2 protein-coding genes are annotated in these 2,891 nt (G+C 42.5%); both read right to left on the bottom strand.

Annotation, left to right across the window (positions count from 1 at the left end; translation table 11 throughout):
• Nucleotides 1-219: 219 nt before the first annotated feature.
• Nucleotides 220-2,448: a Xaa-Pro dipeptidyl-peptidase gene (locus BANVL01_RS26400; RefSeq protein ID WP_066083745.1), complete on the bottom strand. Its 2,229-nt coding sequence runs from the start codon at nt 2,446-2,448 to the stop codon at nt 220-222.
• Between the two features lie 348 nt (nt 2,449-2,796).
• Nucleotides 2,797-2,891, bottom strand: a 95-nt coding sequence (locus BANVL01_RS28680; protein ID WP_218010696.1) for a TasA family protein, incomplete at its 5' end; no start/stop codon positions are given.

The following is a 2,891-nucleotide window of genomic DNA, read 5'->3' as shown; positions in this document are numbered from 1 at the left end:
ACTCCTCCTTAAGCTTTTCCCCCTATTTCAGGGCTTTTATTTTTGAAACCCTGTATAGATACCCACAATGTTTTGGGAAGGAACGGGGTTCACATCCGGTGCAATCTTGTGATGCCCTATGTGATGTATTGCATCCCCGCCCTTTTTCCTTAACAATCCGGTGGGTAATCAGGATTCCGTTACATTTCCAGATTATCCGGAACTTTCACGGTTGAATACTTACTTTTGCCATTTTTTCAGCAACTGATCAACATCTTTATTGAGAAGATCATATGCCCTATTAGAAATCAATCCACTTTTCTTCTGTTGATCAAGTAAAACTTTAAAACCTTGCAACTGCTTTACAACCTTATCGGCTAAACCCGAAATTTCAAATTGGTTAACCCCAGTTAAATGGAGGTTTAAAGCTTGGGCTGCCTGATTGGTTTTTATGTCGCCTTGATCCTGTAACTGATTTACCAAAGTCTTCATATCAGCTGTACTTGTCAAATTCAAGGCTGTGGTGCCGCCAACAATCGGTAACGATACCTGACTTTTGCTCGGGTCCACCGTAATTTTCGTACCGCTTGAAGGAATAATCGAACTTTCAAAGTCAGTAGCGATCAGAACAATGCCTAAACGATGTCCTTTTTGAATGACATAGTCTTCAGGCTCCATAGCCCATTTGAAAGTGTAACTTTTATTTGGCACAATCGGTACAGAAATGCGGGCCGATTCAAGATTCTGCGGGTCCGTCCAGCCGCGTGTGACGATGACAGGGCTACTGCCGCCGTAATCAACCAGAAGGGCTGTCAGATTTGAAACCGGACGATCAATACTTGCGCGAATACTTATTTCCGGTGTTCCGCTTATTCTCACCGGATTTGATAGCTCGGAAGTAAGATACGCCAAGCGGTTTGGATTCGCAGTATCAGGATTGGCCAGAAGATTCTTTACAAATGTAGGACCATAGTTACTTGCCAGATAATACCTGTCATACCTGTTGTTGTAGTATTTCACCATATCATCTACATAGTTCAAAAAGGTCTTTGTATCATCAATCCAGCTTTCTGTAACACCCGCTGAATTTACAGGCTGTTGAAGAGTAAGTGAACCCCCTCCGGTTTCTTTAGCCGCGTTAAAATGCATGACAGTGGATAATGTATTTACGTTTGGCCAGCTTGCTTCCTTACTCCAAGAATTATCTTCCCTTTGAACATCTACAATTGGCTCATCCATAATTCCGTTTTCGATGCCGTATAACCAGTAATCAAACCATCTGTGCTCCAACAACTGGAAGGCGTTGCGGTTAGTTGCGTTAACTCCGTGGGTGCCTTGATAGAGCCATAGTTTACGAGGCACGTTGTTTTCAGACAGCCCCTCCCACCATTGGGCAAAATGTTTCGGACGGACATTCCAATCCTTAAGTCCGGAAACAATGAGTACACTCGATTTTACATCTGCAACATCTTTCAAAAAGTTACGCTCATGCCAGAAATCATTGTAATCACCTGTTACACGATCCTGTCGATTCTCTAAATCATCAATCACATTCTTACATATTCCCGGATTTACACGTGTAAGTATTGCCTTTGCATGAATGTCCGCGTCTTCTCCCTGATATCCGCCAGGAGCGACAACTGCGCCATTCGCACGATAATAATCATACCAGCTTGAAATTGCGGAAATTGGCACGATTGTTTTTAGTCCAGCGACACCAGTTGTTGCAACGGCATTGGCCAATGTCCCTTCGTATGAAGTACCCTCCATACCGACATTCCCTGTCGACCAGGATGTTGCGGAAACTTCTGCACCGGCTTTAGTGAATGCTTTGGCACGGCCGTTTAACCAGTCGACAACTGATTTTGCCGCGGAAATTTCTTCTTTTCCTCCTGATACCGGGCACCCGTCGGAACCAGCTGTTCCAAGGCTGTCAGCAATGATCACAGCGTATCCGCGAGGTACAAAGTAATTCGCAAGAGTACCCAGGTTTTTTGCTGCATATGCGCCCATTTGGTCAGCAAACCCTTGGAAATAACTAGGTGGTTGTCCGTTCCCACCCACAGGCACGAGATCATGGATAAAGCCATGATTTTGATAGGTTGCGAGGTTCTTGTTGTATGGACTAATATGATAGATAACAGGAACCTTTACTCCCGGATCTGTTTTAGGTCGATATAGCATTAAATGAATACGGTCAAGTTTCCCATCTTTATCGGCGTCAACTGTTGTTTCGACGTAAAGTTCTTCAACAATGGCATCATCCGTGGTATAGATTGGTTGGGTCAAGCCATCTTTGACTACTATTTGCGAATTTAATGCGGTCTCCGGGATAAGTCCATTTAGACTAATATTCTTTTCATTTGGTTTTTCTGCCGCATTGGTTTGCGGCGCACTTATTCCCAGAAGTAGAAACATTGCCATAAAAACTGCGAAAAACTGCGAAAATACTGGTACTTTCCTCTTCATTAATTTGCCCCCTTCACGGTAAAAAGTTTTTGAGTTACCTTCTGTGCCGGGTCATCCCCGATAAAGAAAATATAGACCAACAGAGATTAAAATGCCTTCAATCGTTTTATGGATATTTTAAAAACGTAACAAAAACCAATAAAATCCAATTTGATTTTCCCGTTTCTAAACCTTCTTAAAGGAGGTGGGACAGTTTTTCAACTGTCCAAGCCATTCTAGTGTTTTTATTTCCTATAAGCCTCATAAACTCGCGGAAATTGAGGAAATAGACATGAACCAACGAATCCATTCCCTAGTTTAAGTTTGATAGAGAATTATCCAATCTAAATAAGTAAGCCTTTTTTAATTTTACAGGTCTCTACCGTTGCCTTGTGTGGCATTGAAAGTCCATTTTAGTTTGATTTTATCTCCCTGGAATTGGTTTTGATTCGCCCCGTTATCAA

The sequence above is a fragment of the Neobacillus novalis NBRC 102450 genome (assembly GCF_001591805.1).
In the GTDB taxonomy this organism is placed as follows: Bacteria; Bacillota; Bacilli; order Bacillales; family Cytobacillaceae; genus Neobacillus; species Neobacillus novalis.
This window is presented reverse-complemented; position numbering and strand designations above follow the sequence as displayed.

What these genes read in the sequence shown, in the direction of transcription:
- BANVL01_RS26400 (WP_066083745.1), bottom strand. Translation starts at nt 2,448, where the DNA reads ATGAAGAGGAAAGTACCAGTATTTTCGCAGTTTTTCGCAGTTTTTATG.